This is a genomic window from Nocardioides seonyuensis (assembly GCF_004683965.1).
Lineage (GTDB): Bacteria > Actinomycetota > Actinomycetes > Propionibacteriales > Nocardioidaceae > Nocardioides > Nocardioides seonyuensis.
Genome location: NZ_CP038436.1, coordinates 536,843 through 556,348 on the forward strand (window position 1 = coordinate 536,843; position 19,506 = coordinate 556,348).

Here is a 19,506-nt window from a genome sequence, read left to right on the forward strand (position 1 = left end):
GACTATCGGGGGGGCGTGGTGTCAGAGTCCGCGCTCGGCAGCCCAGGCAGCCCACCAGCTCGGCTGCTCGAGCGTCCACCGCCGCTCGGCGAGAGGCCGGAAGGCCGATCGCTGCCGCGCAGCGAGCATGCGCTCGACGACCAGGTCCCGATCCGCGAGATCACCGCCGACGACCTCGAAGCATTCGAGGCCGGCATCCCTGAGCCGCTGTTCGCGCGCCACGTCGCGCCTGTGGTGAGCGCCGTCCTTGTGGTCGGCACCCTGGTACTCGCCGACGCATTCCGCCTCCACGTCGAGCAGGTCCACGATGGCGAGCAGGTGCCCCTCGAGGTCGAAGACCGGCGCATTGCACATCGGACGCGGGAGGCCGGCATCGAGGATCCAGACCAGGGCCATCCGCACCTCCTGCGGCGTACGACACCCGAGGCCGGCCACGGCTGCCGCCTCGCGCGCCAGACCGACGCCTGTCCAGGCCTGGCGACCAGCGATGTAGTCCCGGAACTGCACCATCGTGAGGAGTCCGGCCGCGACAGCCATCTCGATGTCGACCACGGCCTGGCGGTGCTGACCATGCCGTCGTACCTCGTCGAACAGCGCTCGTTCGGCGGTCGCGACCCAGATGCCGTCGACCAGCTCTCGTTCCCGGGGCGCCAGCTGCTCGGAGCTGATGCTCACCCTTGCGTCCGGACGCAAGCAGGCAGACCCGATCACGAGCGGCACGGGCAGCTCCTCCCCGTCCGGGAACGTGCTTCCCTCGAAGAACCGCGCACCTCGCCATCGCAGCCCCGCCCACCCCGTCACCGCTCCCCAGTCCCGGATGCGCGTTCCTTGCTCGAGGATGCGCTGGTGGACCGCTGTGGCATCGGCGGTCGCCGGGACGTACCTCCCGCTCGACGTCTGTCGCCAGCGCGGCCCACGAGCCTGGTTCCGGGTGGGCCCGAGGCGCCCGGCCGGGTCCAGGCCGACCGGCGCGATGAGTCCGTGGGGTCGTGGTTGCCATGAGGCCCATCTGTGCTCGTCCATGGCGTGAGACCAGCGCCTACGACCGCCCATCGGCGTCGTACTCGTCCGTGGCCTGTGGACATCGGCCTCCGCACCCCGCTGTGGACGGAAGTCGGCGCGCTTTGCCGCTGTCGCTCCTCCTGCGCCGGCGTACTCCCCATCAAACGGCTCGTGACGCGCCCGGTCCGACGAGCGTCTTGATACGGAGTATCGGGAGCGAGGGGGGTGAAGGTCGCCGAGGGGGGTGAAGGTGGGGAGGGGTGCCTAGGGTGGCAGGCATGTCGTACGTCGAGGGCGTCCACCTGCAGCGCACCGACGAGAACGTGCGCGAGATCGAGGCGCTGGCCGCGGTGCTCGGCAACACCGTGGGGCTCGAGGGGCTGCTAGGCGACCTGAAGTACCCGGCTCGTCGGGCCCGGGTCGTCCCGCGCCTGCTGGGGCGCGCGGTGCGCGAGGCGTACACCTGGGACTCCTACGACCAGCGCGACGAGCTGTGGTACCCGCAGGGCATCTCCACCAGCGCGGACGCCTCCGACAGCGAGGTCGTCGGCGGGCGCCGGGTGCTCGTCACGACGTGGTACTCCACCGGCAGGGACGGCGTGAAGCGCGGCTCGCGGGTGAGCTTCCTCGACCTGGAGACGCTGCGCTACCGCCACGTCCTGCTCGTGGTCCCGGTCTTCGACAAGACAGGCACGCTGCGCCTCAAGCCGATGAGCATCCACGCCGGCGGCATCGTGTGGGCGGGTCCGTGGCTCCACATCGCGGCCACGTCCCGCGGCTTCGTCACCGCCAAGGTCGACGACATCATGCGGGTCCCGGGCGACGACAAGCGGCCCGACGAGATCGGCATCGACGGCAACCGGGTCGCGTCCTTCGGCCACCACTACGTCCTGCCCGTGCGGTTCACCTACCAGGCCTACGCCGACGAGGGGCACCAGAAGCTGCGCTACTCGTTCATGTCCCTGGACCGCAGCACCGACCCGCCTGCACTCGTCGCCGGTGAGTACGCCTTCGGCGCGACGGCGACCACCCGACTGGCGCGCTACGAGCTCGACCCCGCGACGTGGCAGCTCCACCACGGGGACGACGGCTTCTCCCGGCCGCTCGCCCTCGACGAGGGTGGCGTACGACAGATGCAGGGCGTGGCGGTCGCGCGCGGGCGCCACCACGTGACCGTCTCGCACGGCCGCTGGATGCCGGGGACGGTCTGCTCGGGACAGCCCGGGTCCATGCGAGTACGACGCTGGGCACTGCCGATGGGCCCGGAGGACCTCACCTACTGGCCGTCCACCGACCGGCTCTGGTCGCTGACCGAGCACCCTCGTCGCCGCTGGATCGTGGCGATGGACCGCGCGTGGTTCGACTGAGGTCTCAGGCGCGACGGGGTCAGGCGCGGGGCCACATGGCGAGCTGGCGGCTCTGCGCCACGAGCCGCCCGGCGGAGTCCCAGACCTCGCAGTCCTCCTCGAACATGCCGCCGGCGATGTTGCGCGTGCGGTGGGAGACCTTCACCCAGCCGGGGGCCGGCACCGCGCGCACGTGCACCGTCAGCTCGAGGGTCGGCGCCCAGCCCATCACCCCGAAGTCCATGCTCACCGGCGGCAGCGCGTCGCAGACCATGAGCAGCTCGATCGGGTCGGGGTCGCGGCCGTCCTTGAGGCGGAACCATCCCTGGAGCAGTCCACGTCGGCTGGGTTCGCCGACCGCCCACCCGATGCACGTGGGGTCGAAGAGGAGGTCGAAGCGGTCCATGAGCGGCGCGACCTTGCGCAGCTCGGCCGGTGCGAACTCGTTGGAGACGCACTGGTCGCGCGGCGCGATGTCTGGCTCAACGGCCGTGGTGGACACCTCGTCCGGCAGCGCCGACAGGTCGGCGTACGTCGCCAGCGCGGTGATGCGCGTGCCTGCTCCTTGGGCGAGGTCTGCAGCCACCGTCGCGAACCGGCCTCCCTCGCGCAGCACCCGCGTGGACACCGTGGCGGGCCCTGGCGTCGTCGCCGACAGGTAGTGGGCGCTGACCGAGACCGGGTCGGGCTTGCCCGGCAGCGTCTGGCTGATGGCGTTGCCGATCACCGACAGGAGGTAGCCGCCGTTGACGCCGCCCCCGACGGTCCACCCCTGCTCGAGGTCGGCGTCGAAGCTGCCCTCGTCACGACGGCTCAGAGCGATGTGGTCGTCCCACTCGAAACCCATGTGCAGAGCCTAGGTCGGGGTGGGGTTCAGGCCTTCAGGAGGGCGGGCTGCACCTCGAACCCACGCAGGATGCGGGTCGAGCGGCGCTTGGAGCCCGGCAGGAGCTGGAGGTCGGGGAACCGCTCCCACAGCATGCGCAGGCCGACCTCGCCCTCCATCCGCGCAAGCGCGGCGCCGAGGCAGTGGTGGCGCCCGGCGGAGAAGGAGAGGTGCTCGCGCGCGTTGGCGCGGGTGACGTCGAAGCGCGTCGGGTCGGTGAAGACCTCGGGGTCGCGGTTGGCACCAGCCAGCACCGTCGTGACCATCGTCCCGGCCGCGATCGACTCACCGGCGATGGTGGTGTCCTCGCGGCTGGTGCGCCCCGTCAGGAGGACGGGCGGGTCGACCCGCAGGACCTCCTCGACGGCCGTGGCCCACCTGCTGGGGTCCTCGTCGAGGAGCGCTCGCTGGTCGGGGTGGTCGTGGAGGAGCGCGATGCCGTTGCTGAGGAGGTTGACGGTCGTCTCGAAGCCGGCGGCCAGGACGAGCCCGGCCGTGGCGCGCAGCTCCTCCTTGTTGAGGACCTGGCCTTCGTCGCTGGCCAGGACCAGCTCGCTGAGGAGGTTGTCCCCCGGGTTGCGGCGCAGCTCGTCGAGGTGGTCGCCGAGCCAGGCGTCGAAGGACTTCAGGGCCGCGTTGACCTCGCGGTACTGGCGCAGTCCCAGCCCCATGTCGAGGCTGGGCGCGGCGGCGCCACCGAAGTCGAGGACGCGTCCGCGCTCGCTCTCGGGGACGCCGAGGATCTCGGCGATGATCGTGACGGGGAGGCGGCTGCAGTAGGCCTCGACGAGATCGACCGGCGAGTCGCTCCGCGCAGCCATGGCGTCGAGCAGGTCGGAGGCGACGATCTCGGTGCGCTCACGCAGCTTCTCGACGGCGCGACGGGTGAAGACCTTGGTGACGAGCTTGCGGTAGCGGGTGTGCTCCGGGGGGTCGACGACGAGCAGCGAGGGGGGCTCGACCGGGTGCAGGTGACGCGGCCCCGACCACCGCGCGATGCCACCGAGGGGCCCTTCGTTGGTGGGGAAGCCGGTGCGGAACGCCTCGCTGACGAGCACCTCCTTCACGGCGGCGTGGCTGGTCGCGACGTAGCCGATCCTGGAGTGGTAGAGCGGGCCGGAGGCGCGCAGCTGCTCGATGATGTCGAGGACGTCGGTGCCCTGTCGGCCGGAGAGGATCATCTGGGCCTGGAGGTCGCCGTGCGCAGCCGCGCGGCCCAGGAGCTTGACGGGCAGGCCGTGGCCCACCGTCCAGTTGACGGTCGACCGGAACTCTTCACCGACGCGGGTCGCGAGCTTCATCGCGCCAGACTATAGATTTTCACGTACCTACGGTAGGTACCACTTCTGGACCACCGGGACGCCGCTCAGCCAGCCCAGCCGGGCGGCGTACAGCGCCCGCATCCCCCGGGCGCGTCGCCGGTGGTCCCACTTGGCCGCGCCGCGGCAGGGGCGGTCGGTGCCGTAGCAGGTCCAGCCGTGCAGGAAGACCTGGGTCGCCCCGTCTGCCCCGGTCACCAGGTCGGCGCCCCCGGCACCGCACAGGCCGGTCGTACGACGGTCCAGCAGCACCCCGCCCACGCGGACGCTCCAGTCGAGCAGGCTGCCGGACCGGAACCAGACCGTGCGGTAGCTGCACCTGGTCCAGTCGCCCTCGGACAGCAGCAGCACGTAGCCCTCCGGCCGCCTCGCCACGACCGGGTTCTCGATCACGCCGTCCGAGCGCATGATCTCCTGGCTCGGACCGGCCGCCCGCGTGCCGCCCTGCGAGAGGGGGAGCACCCGGATGGAGCTCGGGATGCGGTCTGTCTTGTAGAGCAGGTAGCGCGATCCGTCGTCGTCGACGAACAGGCTCGGGTCGATGACCCCGGCTCGGGGCAGGGTGCGGTCGCGAGGCAGCAACGGGTCGAGCGCCGTCGGCGCGTCGGCGTAGGAGGGGCAGACGAGGGGGCGCCTGCCGACCGGGCGGAACGGCCCTCGCGCCGAGCTGCTGCGCGCCACCCCGATGCAGCGTCCGTGCTTGACGATGCCTGCCACCGGGACTGCGTAGTAGAGGAGCCACTGCCGGCCCGCGCGGGCGACGTCCACCGCCCAGATGCCACCCTCGACCGCCCAGCCGGGACGTCGCGTGAGCACGGCTCCGCCGCGGGTCCAGGAGCGCATGCCCGGCGACCACGCGTGGGGCACGCGGTCGCCGGTCGAGTAGCCCACGAGCCCGTGGCCGGTCGCGACCACCGAGGGGTCGGGGAAGTCGGCGTTGAGGACGGGGTGCGGGACGTCGTCCGTCGTCCGCGCCGGCGCGGGTGTCGGCAGGGCGAGCAGCGTCGCCACCAGCGCCACCACGATCGCTCTTCCCCACCCGGACACGGCGGTGACCCTACCTGCGCGCGTAGGGTTCGTCGGTGCGCAGGATCAGTGGGGCCGTCGCGATCGCCGCGGTCGCCCTGGTCTCGGTCAACCTGAGACCCGGCGCCTCCTCCGTCGGCACGGTGCTCGAGGAGATCCGCACCGGGCTCGACACCACCGCCGGCGTGGCCGGCGTCCTGACCGGCCTGCCCGGTCTCGCCTTCGGCGTCGTCGGGCTCTCGGCGGTGGGCCTGGCGAAGCGGACCGGCATCACCGGCGGCATCGCGCTCGGCCTGGTGCTGGCCGTGGCCGGCCTCAGCCTCCGTGCCGTGACGAGCTCGACGTGGCTCTTCCTGGCACTGAGCGTCGTCGCACTGGCGGGCATGGCGCTGGGGAACGTCCTGGTGCCCGCCTGGATCAAGGCACACGCGTCCAGGGACACCGTGCTCCTGCCCACCCTCTACGGCACCGGCCTCATCGTCGGCGGCGCCCTCGGCTCCGCCTTCACCGCACCGGTCGCGGCGACCGGAGCGGGGTGGCGATGGTCGCTCGGCATGTGGGGGCTGGTGGCCTGCTCGGCCCTCCCGGTCTGGCTGTGGCTCGCGTCCCGGGAGCGATCGCTCGCGCCGAGCGGTCGTCGTACGCCATCCGTCCCCGGCGCCCGGATGACCACCTCCCCCACCGCGGTCGCCATGGCGGCGCTCTTCGGCGTGCAGTCCATGCACGCCTACGTGCAGTTCGGCTGGCTGCCGCAGATCTACCGGGACGCAGGGATCTCGCCGTCCGCGGCCGGTCTCCTCCTGTCGGTGCTCGCGGCCACCGGGATCGTGGGCGCCCTGCTGATGCCGACGGTGATCGCTCGTTCGGAGGCGATCACCGCGTGGATGCTGGGGTTCGGGGCACTGCTGCTCGCCGGCTACGTCGGCCTGCTGGTGGCGCCCGCGACGATGCCGTGGCTGTGGGCGCTGCTCCTCGGGGTCGCTGGGTGGGCGTTCCCGACCTCGATCGCGCTCCTCACCGCACGCACCCGAGAGGCGTCGGTGACCGCCCGGCTGTCCGGGTTCGTGCAACCGGTCGGCTACGCCCTCGCCGCCGTCGGCCCGGTCGTGGTCGGCCTGATCCACCAGGCCACCGACGGGTGGCGGCTGATCCTGGCCCTGCTCGCGCTCACGGCGATCCCGTTCACCTGGGCCGGGGTGTACGCCGCCCGGCCGGTGTGGGTCGACGACGAGCTGGCTGCCTAGGCTCGCTGCCATGGCACGGCCCGCATGGCTCCTCCTCGACCTCGTCCTGGTCGGGCTCTTCGCCGTCCTCGGCCGGCTCAGCCACTACGACTCGCTCTCCCTGGGCGGCTGGTGGCAGACGGCGTGGCCGTTCCTGCTCGGGACGCTCCTCGGCTGGGTGACGCTGCTGGTGGCCCGCCGCCCCGTCGACACGCCACGTGCCGGAGCCCTCGTCTGGCTGGTCACCCTGGTCGGGGGCATGCTGCTGCGCCTCGCGAGCGACCAGGGCACCGCAGCGCCGTTCGTCGTGGTCGCCACCCTCGTGCTCGGGGCGCTGCTGGTGCTGCCGCGGCTCTTCGTACGACGTGCGCGGCGGCACGCGTGACGCCTGCCATTTCGGGTTACCGAACAGTCGGGGGGCCCGTGCCGCCGATCGACCCCCGGACTGTTCGGTAGGTCCGCGCAGGTGTCGCTAGGGTGCGCGACGTGGAAGACAACGCCGCTCCCCTCAACGCCGTACGCCCGCTGCTCGAGCAGTCCGTCGAGATCGCCGCCGCCCCCTCGAAGGTCTGGGAGCTGGTCTCCGACGTGACCCGGATGCCCGAGTGGAGCGACGGAGTCGCCTCGGTGCGGCTGCGCGCCGGCTTCGACGAGGTCGCCCTAGGCACCGAGTTCACCAACCGCAACGTGCTCGGCGAGCTGGAGTGGACCACCCACGGCAAGGTCGTGGCCTTCGAGCCCGAGCAGGTGCTCGCCTTCCGCATCGAGGAGAACTGGGCCATCTGGTCCTTCACCCTCGAGCCGGTCGGTCCCGGGACCAGGCTGACGCAGCGCCGCGAGACGCCCGAGGGGATCTCCGAGCTGTCCCACCAGCTCACCGACGGTTTCATGGGCGGCCAGGACGTCTACACCGAGACGCTGCTGGCCGGGATGGCCGGGACGCTCGAGGCGATCAAGAACGCCGCCGAGGCCTGACCCGGCCCGGGACGTCATACGAATGAGAGCCCCTGGCCCTCGATTCGTATGACGTTGTGGGCTTGGATCGGGTCATGGCCTCACGACTGACCGAGATCTCCCTGGACTGCCACGACGTCGACCTCCTGGCCGACTTCTGGACCGCTGCCCTCGATTGGGTCGTCCTGCACCGGGAGCCGGGACTGGTCGAGCTCGGCCCGGAGCGCCGCGAGGACCAGGAGCTGCTCGACGCCGTGCGGTCGGGACCCGTGCCGCCCACGATGTTCCTGGCGTCGGTCGAGGAGGACAAGGCGGTCAAGAACAGGATGCACCTCGACCTCTCCCCCATTGACCGCTCGCAGGACGAGGAGGTCGCCCGGCTGCTGGCCCTCGGCGCGAGCCGGGCCGACGTCGGTCAGACCGGCGAGGAGACGTGGCAGGTCCTGGCCGACCCCGAGGGCAACGAGTTCTGTGTGCTGCGCAGCCTGGCCGAGGGGCACTTCACGCTCTGACTGGGTGTTTCCTGCGACCCCGGTTACCGCGCCGAACGCACCACCAAGGACGGTGTCGATCGCTTCAGTGGTTTCGATTGGCCGCTGGGGTGCCGGGCGTGGGGAACCAGTGCGAGATGACCGCTGACTGTCCCATCGTCCACGCGGAGTTGCAGACCCAGTAGGTAAGCAGAGCGAGGGGTACGACGCCGCCCGCCACGATCAGTCCGAGCGCCGAGAGTGCGGGCATGAGGTGCTGGACGCGTGCCATGGCTTCCGGCAGCCCCTCGATCGAGGTGTTGGGTGCGACGAGGTACTTCTGCGTGACGTACGAGAGTGCGGCCGCGGTCGCCGCCATGCCAGCCACCACAGCGAGGTGCGTGGCTCCGCCACCCAGATATCCGCGCTCGGCCAGAGGGACGCCGAGAAGGGTGGCCGCGCCCAGTGAGGCGACGAGCTCGGGAGTCATCGCCCCTATGGACGCGCCCCCAGCGACGTCCGCGAGCAGGTGGTAGAGCGACAACCAGATCGGCAACTGGATGAGCGTGGGCAGACAGCCGAGTCGTGACACCCCATGTTCAGCGCTGATGCGACGCCGCTCCTCCATGAACTGGCGCACGCTCTCGGGGTCCTTGCGGTTCTGGTACCGCTTGGTCAGTCTTGCAGCTGTGGACGGGCCGCTGCGGAGCTGTGCGCGAGGCGGACGGCGTGGATGACGAGCGGGAGAAGTAGGACGCGGACCGCGGCAACGACGGCGGCGATTGCGAGCAGCCAGGTGATACCGGCGGTGGGGTCGGCGCCGAGAGAGGTCAAGCCGACCTGGGCTGCGGCGACAACGGCGGCGAGCGCGTGCGAGAACGGATCGAGAAGCGACATGCGGAACTCCTGGGTTGGTGAGAGTGGTCTGAGCGCGGGTCGCGAACAAGCGCGACGGTCAGACCAGTCCAGGAGCGCGCGGGCGCAGAGGGTGGCGGGGTGAGTCGGTCACGTGCCCGGCCCGGAGCGCCGGCACCTCATCCGAACTGTCGGGGAGCAAACGAAGTGGACTACTCACCGGTGTCATCGGCAGCCGGTTCGGCAGGGCAAGGGCAGCGATCGTCACTGCGACGGCAGCCAGCGCTACGGATGACGGTGCGCTTGCGCTCGTCGACGTTGTCAGCAGGGAGAGGAGCACCAACACACCGGTCCCGCCAACGATGACGGACAGTGCCTGCCGGGAATCTCTCACGGCAGCACCACCCAACCGGCTCATGCGGTGAGCGTACTCCCGTCGCCACTTTCGAACCTGATGAGCGAGTGACTCATCTGGCTCCGATGAAGGACGAGCAGTTCCCCATGCATCCGGTCAGATCGCTTGGACACGACGTTCCCGCACGGTGACGAGAGGCCCAGTCGCGCAGCGGGGACCCACGCGGTCAGAGGTCGATGACGTCGTCGGGGGTAACGAGGGTGGCGATGTCGGCGGGGCCGGTCCACAAGTAGGTGCCGGGTGCGAGGCGTTGGTAGGTCCAGGCGCCGGAGGTCTTGGCCCGGTGGTGGCGTCGGCACAGTGGAGCGAGGTTGGCGGCGGTCGTGCCGCCTGACTCGGTGGGCGGTCCGGTGTCTGGTGGTCCGGTGTCGTAGGGGGTGATGTGGTCGAGGTCGCAGCCCCTGGCGTGGCGGCCACAGCGCGGGAAGACGCACGTCTCGTCGCGCAGCCGGACCGTCTCGGCCATCCGGGGTGGCGGGTCGTGCCGGTCGACGGTCCAGGTGTCGTCGGCGGCGACGTGCAGGACGGGCACGATCGTGACGCGGGAGTGCCCGACCCACTCCTTGACCTTGGCGAGGGTGACGGGGCCGAGGGTGTCGGCGGTGCCGACCAGGTCGTCGTGTCCGCGGGTCAGCAGGTCGGGCAGTGAGGCGTGGAGGAACAGCTTGACCTTCACCTGGGAGCGGGCGAGTGCCCTCGCCCGGACTGCTACACGGTCGTCGGACTGCACGTCGTCACACTGCTGACCGGCAATCAGGTCGGTGAGGTCGAGTGCGGCCTGCTGGGCGGCGATCACGCCGAGGGCCTTGGCCTGTCGCTGGCCGAGGGTGTCGGTGTCGCCGAGCGCGGCGAGGGTGTCGGCCTCGGCGTTGACGACGTCGTGGAACCGGGCCAGGTCGATTGAGTCGCCGCGGGCGGTCAGCGTGGAGGTGCCGGCGAAGTCACCCGGTGTCGGGTGGTGCAGGTCGACTCCCCAGGTCTCGCGTGCCCGGTCCTGACGGGTCTTGAGGGCATCGGGGTCGAACTGGGCGGTGGCGTGGGCGACGATCCGGTCGAGCTGAGCCGAGGACACTCGCCCGGACGCCGCAGCGACCTGACGGTCGACCCAGCGGGCACCCTCCGCGGACAGGTCGCGGGTGGCGCCGGCAACCCTGCGGGCCCGGGCGGCGGGGATCCTCAGCGCACGAGTGAGATCCCACAACAGGGGCAGCCGGAACGACAGGTCGAGCGCGTCCGCGACCAGCCGGGAGGAGACGAGGGGCGCGATCCCCATCGCCACGGCGAGAGTGTCGGTCGCGAACGCGGCCACCTCCGGCGTGCCGGCACCGCCCGGTTGGTCAGGTGTCTCGAGCACCGAGGACGACGCCTCGACCACTGGATGGGTGATCGCCCACTCCAGCGCGACCTCGAGGCGAGCCACCTCGACCTGGCGGGAGAGCTGCTCGACCTCGCCCGCGTGAGCCATCAGCTGGGTGCTGCTGAGCCCGTCCAGCACCGGACGCCCGGGCACCGGGGCGGCGAGGGTGGTGGAGGAGGTCATGTCTCAATACAACCGGAGACCACCGACATCGGACCCCCGAAAACCCGGCCACCGCCAGGATCTGGACAACCAATTCGACATGAAGGCCGACTCACCTCCATTCCTGCGCTCGCCCCTCACCACAGGACCCCAGGACCGGCCCGCACAGGCGAGACCTGGGCGCTCAGCTGCCGTCGGCGACGGCCAGTGGCGAGGCGTGCTCGCTCACGCCGTACCTCGCGTGGATTCGCTTCATCCATCGCGGCGCCCACCAGTTCCAGTGGCCGAGCATCGTCATCGTGGCCGGGACGAGCACCATCCGCACCAGGGTCGCGTCGATCAGCACGGCGACCGACAGCGCCAGGCCGGTCTGCTTGATCACCAGCATCTCGCCGGCCGCGAACCCCGCGAACACGATCACCATGATCAGCGCCGCCGAGGTGATGATGCGGCCCGAGCGCTGCAGCCCGAGCCGGACGGCGGTGTTGTCGTCGTAGCCCTGCTCGTGCAGGTCGATGATGCGCGCCAGCAGGAACACCTCGTAGTCCATGGACAGCCCGAAGCCGAACGCGAGCACCAGCAGCGGGATCACCGACTCGATGCCGCCCGCGGACTCGAAGCGCAGCACCGACTCGAGGTTGCCGTACTGGAACACCCACACCAGGACACCGAGGCTGGCCCCGAGCGAGACGGCGTTGAGCACCAGCGCCTTCACCGGGATCACCACGCTGCCGGTGAGCAGGAAGAGCAGCACGAACGTCGCTCCGCCGATCCACAGCACGGCCCACGGGGCCCGGTCCGCCGCCGCTGCCGTGAAGTCCTGCAGGGATGCCGCCTGCCCGGTGACCCAGGTGGGAAAGCCCGCGTCGGCCTCCATCAGGGTGGTGGACACCTCCCGAGCGGCGTCGGCCATCGCTCCGTCCTCGGTGTGGATGGCGATCGACACGAGGGTCGACCCGTCAGGCTCGCTTCCCGGCGCCTCGACCCCGCTCGGAAGGGGGCCGAGGTCACGCGGCGGGTCCACCCGGACGACGCCGTCGAGCTCCTCGATCTCGCCCACCCACCCGGCGACCTGGTCGGGCGTGGCCTGGGCGACGGCGGTCACTGTGGGGGTGGCCAGCGCCGGGAAGTCCTCGTCGAGGGCCTCGAAGAACTCCCGTTGCTCGGCCCCCACGGGGAGCAGCTCGACGCCCGAGGTGTTGAGACGCAGGTCGAGGACCGGCACGGCGAGGAACAGCAGCACCGCCACGCTGGCCAGCGTGGTGAGTCCCGGTCGCCGCTGGCCGGCGGCGGCCAGCTTGCTGAAGACGCCGTCGTCGGGTGCGGCCTCGGCTCCGCGGCGTCGACCCAGCCGCTTGGCTCCCTGCGAGCACAGTGCGGGCACCAGGGTGAGCGCGACGACCATCGCCACCACCACGACCGAGACGCCCGCTGCACCGATCGCCCGCATTACCGACGACTCGAAGAGCATCAGCCCGGACAGCGAGATGCCGACGATGAGCCCCGAGAAGAGCACGGTGCGCCCGGCTGTCGCCACCGCTCCTGCGACGGCCTCCTCCACCTGCCGTCGACCCAGGTCGCGCGAAGGCACGCCGGGCGCCACCCGGGCGAGCTCCTCACGGAACCTGCTCACCAGCAGGAGGCCGTAGTCGATGGACAGGGCCAGCCCCATCACGGTCACGATGTTGACCACTGACGCGTCGAGCGACATGACGTGGGAGAAGCCGAGCAGGATGGCCAGACCGCCCGCGATGGCGGCGATGGCACCGAGCACGGGCATCCCTGCGGCCACGAACCCGCCGAAGACGACCACCATCAACAGCATCGACAGGGGCAGCGCGATGCCCTCACCCCTGGTGAGGTCGTGCTCGATCTGCTCGATGATGTCGTCGATGAGCAGGCCGGTGCCGCCGATGCTGAGCTCGTCGGCGTACGGCGCCAGCAGCTCCTCGCCGGCGCGCTCCAGCTCCTCCACCGCCGCGTCCTGGACGGGCCCGCCCACCTCACCGCCGGTGTTGGCGACGATCAGGAACGATCCGCTCGCAGGGTCGTTGTCGGCGACGAACGTCAGGGCGCTCGGCTCGCTCGGCCACCCCTCCGTCGTCATCGGGGCGTCGACGCGGCCCACGCCCTCGACACCCTCGACCCGCTCGACGACTTCTCCGACCGCGTCGGCGAGTGCGGGGTCCAGGACGTCGGCGCCGTCGACCCGGAGCATCACCGTGAGGCCCCGCTCGTCGGAGGCCCGCAACAGCTCCCGACCTGTCTGCGCCTGGCCGGGCGCCTCGAGGTCGCCCGATTCCAACCGGTCGAAGAGGGACTCGTTGCCGAACAGGCCCAGGCTGGTGCCGAGGCAGAGCGTGACCAGCACGAGCCACGCCGCGATGTAGCGCCCCTTGCGGCGGGCGGCGCTGCGGCCGAGCCGCAGCAGCAGGGCCTCGCTGCGTCCCCGGTGCCGCGGGTCGCCGCGACGCGAGCGCGACGGAAGGGGCTTGGGCGAGGTCACGGGCGCAAGACTCCCATCTGGGCGCACCCCCGCCACGAGGTGTAGTCGCCCCGCGAGACTCGCCACGCTCAGGCCGGCGTCGGGACCCGCTCCGCCGTCGTGCTGCTCGTCGCGCCCGGTGCCGACAGCCGGACGACCCTGTCCATCTCGTCGAGGCCGATGGTGCCGTGGGTGATCCACACGATCGACCGCCCGGCCCCGGCGGCAGCAGCCAGGAGGTCGCCGGTGACGTGTCGCGCCGTGCTCGCATCGAGGTGCGCGGTCGGCTCGTCGAGCACCAGGACGGTGCTCTCGGCCAGGAGCGACCGGGCCAGCCCGATGCGTGCGCGCTCCCCGCCGGACACCTCCCGGGAGCCGGCGCCGACATGGGTGTGGAGGCCACGAGGGAGCGAGCCGACCCAGCGGGCGAGCCCTGCTCCGGCCAATGCCCGCGCCACCTCGGCGTCGGTGGCGGCAGGGCGGGCAAGGCGGACGTTCTCGACCACCGAGGAGGCGAAGACGTAGGGGTCGTCGTCGACCAGGCCGACGATCGTGCGCGTGTCGTCGAGGAGGAGGTCTCGCGCGTCCGTCCCGCCCAGGACGTAGGCACCCGCGGACGGGTCGAGGAAGCGCATCAGCGTCGCGGCCAGTGTGGACTTCCCCGACCCGGACGGGCCGACGATCCCCACGTGCTCGCCGGGGCGCACCCGCAGGTCCTGGGCCTGCAGCGCCGGCCGCTCGTCCCAACCCACCGTGACTGCGTCGAGGACGACGTCGTACGACGCCGGGCGGGGGCTGGGCGCGGCCGGGTCGGCGACAGCAGGTGTCAGTCGGGCGAGGCGCGCGAGGCGATCCCGGGCGGCGCGGCTGCGGACCGAGAGGGCTCCGGCGTCGCCCAGCGGCGACAGCACGTCGTCGAGTGCCAGCGGCAGCAGCAGGAGCAGCGACAGGGTCGCCGGCGAGGTGCTGCCGGGCGTGACGGCGGCGGCGATCCCGACCACGCCCAGGCCCGCGGCCAAGCCGGTCAGCGCGTGACCCGCCGCGACCGCGCTGGCCGACCGGAGGGCCGCGCGCGCCAGGCCGTCGGACTCGGCGCGCACCACCTCGAGCTCGCGATCGGCGGCCTGCCACTGCTCGAGCTCGCGCAGCCCCGCGACGACGTCCTCGACGCGGGTGCCGAGAGCGGCGCGGCGGTCGAGCAGCTCGGGCTCGCTGCGAGCACCCCGCCGACGCACCTGCACGAAGGCCAGGGGGCCGGTCAGCACCACGAGCAGGACGACCACCCCCGCGCCGGCGTCGAGGGAGGCGGCCAGCGCGACGGCTCCGAGTCCGACCAGGACGGAGGTGACCAGCGGCTGGCGCACGCGCAGCCGGTCGTCCAGCACGGCGTCGACGTCGTCGACCACCTGGGTGAGGAGGTCACCGCGTCGCGGTCCCAGGCGGCCGGGCACGAGCGGCACCAGGTCGGCGAAGACCCGGGTACGCCGCTCGGCCAGCTCCCTGAGGACCACGTCGTGGCTGATGACGCGCTCGGCGTGGCGCAGCACCGGACGCGCCAGGCCGAAGAGCCGCACCCCGACGATCGCGACCATGAGGTAGAGCACCGGCGGCTGCTCGGAGGCCCTGGTGATGAGCCACCCGGCGGTGGCGGTCAGCGCGACCCCCGATGCCGTCGACAGCGCCCCCAGCACCGTGGCGGTGCGCATCCCCCAGCGCAGGCGGTCCTCCACGTCGTCGTCCGGCGCCAGCGCCCGCGGCGGTACGACGACCTCGGCGGCCGTCGCGACGGGAGCCGCCTCCGGGGCGGGCAGCGGGCTCAGTGCGATCTCCCGGTCGGCGGCGCGCACGACCGCGGGGCGGTGGGCGACGACCACGACGAGGCTCGTGCGAGCCAGGCGGGCCATCGTGTCGAGGATGACCTCCTCGGTCTCGTCGTCGAGGTGTGCGCTCGGCTCGTCGAGGAGAACCACCGGACGTCGCGCGACCACGATCCTGGCGAGCGAGACGCGCGCTCGCTGCCCGGCAGAGAGCCCCGCGCCGTCGTCGCCCAGCTCGGCGGCCAGGCCCCCGGGCAGGCCGCGCACGACACTCTCGAGCCCGACCTCGTCGAGGGCGGCCCACACCTCCTCGTCGCTGGCCCCCGGGCGTCCCAGCCGGACGTTGTCCGCAACCGTGCCCGCCAAGAGCCACGGTCGCTGCGGGGCCCATGCCACGTGGCTGCGCCACCAGTCGGCGTCGACCTCGTCGAGCAGCACGCCGCCCACGGTCACCGATCCCGCCACCGGCGGGAGCTCCCCGCGCAGGGTTGCCAGGAGGGTCGACTTGCCGCACCCCGACGGACCGGTGACGGCCAGCAGGCCCCGCTCGGGGAGCTCGAGCGTGAGCGGAGCCATCAGCGGCGTGCCGCCGAAGCCGACCTCGAGCGTCTCGAGGCGCACTTCCCGGACCGCCGGCCGCGCGCCGTCGCGGTCCTCCGGGCGGGCTCCGTCCAGCAGGCCGTCGGCCTCGGCCAGGGCGGCTGCCCCCTCCGCGGCGGAGTGGAACTCCGCGCCGACCCGGCGCAGTGGCCAGTAGGCCTCGGGAGCCAGGAGCAGCACGGTGAGGGCGTCCCGGAAGTCGACCGTGCCGGCCGCGAGCCGCAGGCCGACGCACACCGCGACGAGGGCGACCGACAACGTCGCGATGAGCTCGAGGACCGTCGCCGAGGCGAAGGCCAGCTTGAGCGTGTCCACGGTCGCGCGCCGGTAGCGGTCGGTGACGCTCCGGATGGTCTCGACCTGGGCGAGAGCGCGACGGTGGGCGACCAGGGTGGGCAGGCCGCGCACGACGTCGAGGAAGTGGCCGGACAGCGCCCCCATGGTCCGCCACTGACGATCGGCACGGTCCCGGGTGGTCATGCCCACCAGCGCTGCGAACACGGGGACCAGGGGGATCGTGAGCAGCACGATCAGTCCGGAGAGCCAGTCCAGCCACCAGATCGCAGCGAGCGTCGCCACGGGCAGGACGACTGCCGGGACGAGGGCGGGCAGGTAGCGCGTCACGTAGGGCTCGACGCTCGTCACGCCGCGGGTGGCCAGCAAGGTCAGGCCCCTGCGCGAACCGACGTCGTGCCGCGTGCGCGCGGACGCGAGCAGCCGGTCGCGGAGGGTGCTGGAGACCACCGAGGCGGCTCGGGCGGCGGCGAGCTGGCCGGCGTACGCCGTCACGACCCGCAGGGTCACGAGCAGCACGAGCCAGGCAGCGGGCCGGTGCCAGGCTGGCCCGTCGGGCTCGCTCACTGCAGCGACGACGAGGGCGCCCAGGGCGAAGGCCTGCGCCACGGTCAGGAGCCCGGTCCCGATGCCGGCGCCGACGACGCACGCCAAGGACCTCCGGGCCGGCAGCAGGTGGCCCAGCACGCTCCTGTCGAGTGGTCTCATCTCCAGCGTCCGGCTCTGGTGGCGCTCAAGGGCCGTCGGTGCTCGTCACCGTGGCCGGCGCGGGGATGTGGTGCACAGCGAGGCGCTTGCGGAAGACCCAGTAGGTCCAGGCCTGGTAGCCGAGCACGATCGGGGTGAAGACCACCGCCACCCACGTCATCACCTTCAGCGTGTAGGCGGTGGCGGCGGCGTTGGTCGTGGTGAGCGAGTACGCCGCGTCCGTGGTCGAGGGCATCACGTCCGGGAACAGGGCGAGGAACAGCCCCGCCACGGCGAGCGCGATGGTGAGGAATGTGCCGACGAAGGCCCACCCCTCGTGACCGGCACGCGCGGCAGCAACGCCGGCGAGGAGGGCGACTGCCGCGAGGACGAAGGCGACCGCCGAGGCCACGGACCCGGTCTTGAGCTGGATCGACACGAGGAAAAGCACGGCGAGCACTGCCGCGACCAGGCCCAGCTTGACCGCCAGGTCCCGGGCACGGTGCCTGATGTCGCCGTCGGTCTTCAACGCGACGAACATCGCCCCGTGCGTCGCGAACAGCGTCAGGGTGACGAGCCCGCCCAGCAGGCCCAGCGGGTTGAGGAGCGTGAAGAGGTTGCCCGTGAACTCCTTGTCGGCGTCGATGGGCACCCCCGCGACGATGTTGGCGAAGGCGACGCCCCAGAGCAGGGCCGGCAGGGCGGATCCCACGATGAGGGCGAGGTCCCACCGCCTGCGCCAGGTGTCGTCGTCGTGCTTGTGGCGGTACTCGAAGGCGAGGTTGCGGACGATCAGAGCGACCAGGATCGCCAGCAGCGGCAGGTAGAACCCGCTGAACAAGGTGGCGTACCACTCGGGGAAGGCGGCGAACGTCGCACCGCCGGCAACCAGGACCCACACCTCGTTGCCGTCCCAGACCGGCCCGACGGTGTTGTACATGACGCGGCGCTCGGTGTCGTTCTTGGCGAGCACCGGCAGGAGCATGCCGACGCCGAAGTCGAACCCCTCGAGGCAGAAGTAGCCGATCCACAGGACGGCGATCAGCGCGAACCAGACGGTGGTGAGCTCCATGGCGGTTTCCTCGTGTCCCGGGTCGGATCAGTGGGATCAGGTCAGTGGGCAGGTCAGTAGGCGAAGGTGAGCGGGGCGTCGTCGTCGGCGCCGCCGATCGGCACGTCCGGCGGCTCCTCGAACGGCTCGGCACCGCGCTTGACGTACTTCACGAGCAGCCCGACCTCGATGACCGCCAGCACTGCGTAGAGCAGCGTGAGCACGATCAACGAGGTCGCAGCCTCGAAGGTGCTGACGCCGGGAGAGACTCCGGACTCGGTCGTCATCAGGCCGAACACCACCCACGGCTGGCGACCCATCTCCGTGAAGATCCATCCCCACGAGCTAGCGAAGGTCGCGGCCAGGGGCAGGCTGATGCCGAGGATGCCGACCCACTTGACGCTCGGGACGCGCTTCTTCCGGGTCAGCCACAGGATCAGGGCGGCGCCGGCCGCGGTGAAGAAGCCCAGCCCCATCATGAAGCGGAAGGACCAGTAGGTCACCGGGATGACCGGGACGTAGTCGCCCTCGCGGGCGGCCTTGGTGACAGTGTCGGAGCCGTACTTCTCGGCGTACTCCTCCTTCAGCTCGTCGATCCCCTGGACCGCGCCGTCGGTGGAGCCGGTGGCGAGGAACGAGAGCAAGCAGGGAACCGTGACGGAGAACTTCTCCTCCTTGCCGTCGGGGGTGCCGACGGTGAGGACCGAGAAGGGGGCACAGCCGTCGCTGGACTCGTACAGCCCTTCCGCGGCCGCCATCTTCATGGGTTGGACCTCGGTCATGATCTTGCCCTGGATGTCTCCGGTGAACGCGACCGCGAGGCCGGCCAGCAAGGTCACGACGGCGCCCACGCGGATGGCCCGGTGGTAGAGCGGGCGGTCGTCGGCGTGCTTGTCCTTCATGTAGAGGTAGGCCGAGACACCGAGCACGAAGGCGCCGGCGGTCATGTAGGCGGCGGCGATGACGTGCGGGAAGGTGATCAGCTGGACCTTGTTGAACATCACCGCCCAGAAGTCCACCAGCTCGGCGCGCCCGGTCTCGGGGTTGAAGACGTAGCCGACGGGGTTCTGCATCCACGAGTTGGCCGCCAGGATGAAGTACGACGACGCGAGAGTGCCGAGGTGCACGATCCACATGCAGGCGGCGTGCAGCCCGCGAGGAAGCTTGTCCCAGCCGAAGATCCACAGGCCCAGGAACGTCGACTCCAGGAAGAACGCGAGCAGTCCCTCGACCGCCAGTGGTGCACCGAAGATGTCACCGACGAAGCGGGAGTAGTCGGACCAGTTCATGCCGAACTGGAACTCCTGCACGATCCCGGTGACCACGCCGAGGGCGAAGTTGATCAGGAAGAGCTTGCCGAAGAACTTCGTCAGGCGGAGGTACTCCTCCTTGCGGGTGCGCACCCATGCCGTCTCGAACCCCGCGATGACCGCCGACAGGCCGATCGTCAGCGGGACGAAGAGGAAGTGGTAGACGGTGATGATGCCGAACTGCCACCGAGCGATGTCGAGGACATCCATGCGCGCGCCTTCCCTGCAGCATTTTTCACGGGTCACG

Annotated in this window: 16 protein-coding genes; 5 read left to right on the forward strand and 11 right to left on the reverse strand. The window is 71.5% G+C overall.

The window, feature by feature from the left end:
- Positions 1–21 precede the first annotated feature (21 nt).
- On the reverse strand, positions 22–1,023 hold the full coding sequence (locus EXE58_RS02680) for a hypothetical protein (protein WP_135266453.1): 1,002 nt from the start codon (positions 1,021–1,023) through the stop codon (positions 22–24).
- A 257-nt stretch (positions 1,024–1,280) separates the two neighbouring features.
- On the opposite strand from EXE58_RS02680, the gene EXE58_RS02685 reads away from it, so the two are divergent.
- Positions 1,281–2,369, forward strand: a complete 1,089-nt coding sequence (locus EXE58_RS02685; protein ID WP_135266454.1) for a hypothetical protein — start codon at positions 1,281–1,283, stop codon at positions 2,367–2,369.
- A 19-nt stretch (positions 2,370–2,388) separates the two neighbouring features.
- Here EXE58_RS02685 and EXE58_RS02690 read toward each other — a convergent pair whose 3' ends face one another.
- The 3 genes from EXE58_RS02690 to EXE58_RS02700 are packed head-to-tail and all read right to left on the reverse strand — an operon-like array spanning position 2,389 to position 5,600.
- On the reverse strand, positions 2,389–3,195 hold the full coding sequence (locus EXE58_RS02690) for a thioesterase family protein (protein WP_135266455.1): 807 nt from the start codon (positions 3,193–3,195) through the stop codon (positions 2,389–2,391).
- Positions 3,196–3,221: 26 nt separating this feature from the next.
- A complete protein-coding gene (locus EXE58_RS02695; RefSeq protein WP_135266456.1) occupies positions 3,222–4,535 on the reverse strand; it encodes a cytochrome P450 in 1,314 nt (437 codons plus the stop codon).
- 27 nt (positions 4,536–4,562) lie between these two features.
- Positions 4,563–5,600 (reverse strand): family 43 glycosylhydrolase, encoded by a 1,038-nt coding sequence (locus EXE58_RS02700; protein WP_135266457.1) that lies wholly within the window; start codon positions 5,598–5,600, stop codon positions 4,563–4,565.
- Positions 5,601–5,635: 35 nt separating this feature from the next.
- Between EXE58_RS02700 and EXE58_RS02705 the strand changes: the two genes are divergently transcribed.
- The 4 genes from EXE58_RS02705 (at position 5,636) to EXE58_RS02720 (ending at position 8,268) form a co-directional block, all read left to right on the forward strand.
- The gene (locus EXE58_RS02705; protein WP_135266458.1) at positions 5,636–6,823 is read left to right on the forward strand and encodes an MFS transporter; all 1,188 of its coding nucleotides are present in this window, start codon (positions 5,636–5,638) and stop codon (positions 6,821–6,823) included.
- A gap of 10 nt (positions 6,824–6,833) precedes the next feature.
- Positions 6,834–7,187 (forward strand): DUF3054 domain-containing protein, encoded by a 354-nt coding sequence (locus tag EXE58_RS02710; RefSeq protein WP_135266459.1) that lies wholly within the window; start codon positions 6,834–6,836, stop codon positions 7,185–7,187.
- Between the two features lie 101 nt (positions 7,188–7,288).
- Entirely contained in the window at positions 7,289–7,777 is a 489-nt protein-coding gene (locus EXE58_RS02715) for an SRPBCC family protein (RefSeq protein ID WP_135266460.1), read from the forward strand.
- A 74-nt stretch (positions 7,778–7,851) separates the two neighbouring features.
- Positions 7,852–8,268, forward strand: a complete 417-nt coding sequence (locus EXE58_RS02720; protein ID WP_135266461.1) for a VOC family protein — start codon at positions 7,852–7,854, stop codon at positions 8,266–8,268.
- Between the two features lie 64 nt (positions 8,269–8,332).
- On the opposite strand, the gene EXE58_RS19905 is transcribed toward EXE58_RS02720, so the two are convergent.
- The 7 genes from EXE58_RS19905 to EXE58_RS02750 all read right to left on the reverse strand — a co-directional run bounded on the left by EXE58_RS19905 (position 8,333) and on the right by EXE58_RS02750 (position 19,469).
- The gene (locus EXE58_RS19905) at positions 8,333–8,866 is read right to left on the reverse strand and encodes a YidC/Oxa1 family membrane protein insertase (protein ID WP_244242392.1); all 534 of its coding nucleotides are present in this window, start codon (positions 8,864–8,866) and stop codon (positions 8,333–8,335) included.
- A gap of 35 nt (positions 8,867–8,901) precedes the next feature.
- Positions 8,902–9,123: a hypothetical protein gene (locus EXE58_RS19910; RefSeq protein WP_244242393.1), complete on the reverse strand. Its 222-nt coding sequence runs from the start codon at positions 9,121–9,123 to the stop codon at positions 8,902–8,904.
- 539 nt (positions 9,124–9,662) lie between these two features.
- On the reverse strand, positions 9,663–11,036 hold the full coding sequence (locus tag EXE58_RS19915; protein ID WP_135266463.1) for an HNH endonuclease signature motif containing protein: 1,374 nt from the start codon (positions 11,034–11,036) through the stop codon (positions 9,663–9,665).
- Positions 11,037–11,199: 163 nt separating this feature from the next.
- Positions 11,200–13,521 carry an MMPL family transporter gene (locus EXE58_RS02735; protein ID WP_208544106.1) on the reverse strand — a complete coding sequence of 774 codons (2,322 nt, stop codon included), beginning with the start codon at positions 13,519–13,521 and terminating at the stop codon, positions 11,200–11,202.
- A gap of 68 nt (positions 13,522–13,589) precedes the next feature.
- The gene (gene cydD, locus EXE58_RS02740; protein WP_135266464.1) at positions 13,590–16,919 is read right to left on the reverse strand and encodes a thiol reductant ABC exporter subunit CydD; all 3,330 of its coding nucleotides are present in this window, start codon (positions 16,917–16,919) and stop codon (positions 13,590–13,592) included.
- 25 nt (positions 16,920–16,944) lie between these two features.
- Positions 16,945–17,970 (reverse strand): cytochrome d ubiquinol oxidase subunit II, encoded by a 1,026-nt coding sequence (cydB, locus tag EXE58_RS02745; protein ID WP_135266465.1) that lies wholly within the window; start codon positions 17,968–17,970, stop codon positions 16,945–16,947.
- Positions 17,971–18,023: 53 nt separating this feature from the next.
- Positions 18,024–19,469, reverse strand: coding sequence for a cytochrome ubiquinol oxidase subunit I (locus EXE58_RS02750; RefSeq protein WP_135266466.1), 1,446 nt, complete (start codon positions 19,467–19,469; stop codon positions 18,024–18,026).
- Between the last annotated feature and the right edge of the window lie 37 nt (positions 19,470–19,506).

Bases quoted from the DNA above. Each gene is read 5' to 3' on its own strand.
- EXE58_RS02680 (WP_135266453.1), bottom strand. From the start codon at position 1,023: ATGGACGAGCACAGATGGGCCTCATGGCAACCACGACCCCACGGACTC.
- EXE58_RS02685 (WP_135266454.1), top strand. From the start codon at position 1,281: ATGTCGTACGTCGAGGGCGTCCACCTGCAGCGCACCGACGAGAACGTG.
- EXE58_RS02690 (WP_135266455.1), bottom strand. From the start codon at position 3,195: ATGGGTTTCGAGTGGGACGACCACATCGCTCTGAGCCGTCGTGACGAG.
- EXE58_RS02695 (WP_135266456.1), bottom strand. From the start codon at position 4,535: ATGAAGCTCGCGACCCGCGTCGGTGAAGAGTTCCGGTCGACCGTCAAC.
- EXE58_RS02710 (WP_135266459.1), top strand. From the start codon at position 6,834: ATGGCACGGCCCGCATGGCTCCTCCTCGACCTCGTCCTGGTCGGGCTC.
- EXE58_RS02720 (WP_135266461.1), top strand. From the start codon at position 7,852: ATGGCCTCACGACTGACCGAGATCTCCCTGGACTGCCACGACGTCGAC.
- EXE58_RS19910 (WP_244242393.1), bottom strand. From the start codon at position 9,123: ATGTCGCTTCTCGATCCGTTCTCGCACGCGCTCGCCGCCGTTGTCGCC.
- EXE58_RS19915 (WP_135266463.1), bottom strand. From the start codon at position 11,036: ATGACCTCCTCCACCACCCTCGCCGCCCCGGTGCCCGGGCGTCCGGTG.
- cydD (WP_135266464.1), bottom strand. From the start codon at position 16,919: ATGAGACCACTCGACAGGAGCGTGCTGGGCCACCTGCTGCCGGCCCGG.
- cydB (WP_135266465.1), bottom strand. From the start codon at position 17,970: ATGGAGCTCACCACCGTCTGGTTCGCGCTGATCGCCGTCCTGTGGATC.
- EXE58_RS02750 (WP_135266466.1), bottom strand. From the start codon at position 19,469: ATGGATGTCCTCGACATCGCTCGGTGGCAGTTCGGCATCATCACCGTC.